General features: G+C 51.8%; 1 rRNA gene. It reads left to right on the top strand.

Annotation, left to right across the window (positions count from 1 at the left end):
* Nucleotides 1–221 precede the first annotated feature (221 nt).
* A 5S ribosomal RNA gene (gene rrf / locus K1I43_RS15495) occupies nt 222–336 on the top strand; the annotation flags it as partial.

Genomic DNA, 336 nt, shown 5'->3' with positions numbered 1-336 from the left:
CGAAGCTAGACAATAAGAAAAGCGGAGAACGGTTCTTGACGTAGTCAAGAAAACATCCGACGGAGCCAAAAGCTTTTGACGAAGACGTGCGTGCACGTCGAACGGAAAAAGCGAAGGCGTAGGAGGGTGTTAGTTCGAAGCTAGACAATACAACCCCTGTTATCTAGTTTTGAAGGAATAATCCTTCACGCCTGACATGGCGTTATGAAAAAGCATGTTTGCTCGGTGACGATGGCGGAGAGGTCACACCCGTTCCCATCCCGAACACGGAAGTTAAGCTCTCCAGCGCCGATGGTAGTTGGCGGGACACCGCCTGCGAGAGTAGGACGTTGCCGG

It is taken from the genome of Anoxybacillus sp. ST70 (assembly GCF_019553625.1).
Classification (GTDB): Bacteria; Bacillota; Bacilli; order Bacillales; family Anoxybacillaceae; genus Anoxybacillus; species Anoxybacillus gonensis.
Note: the sequence above shows the minus strand (reverse complement) of the source record. Positions and strands in the feature narration are given on the sequence as shown.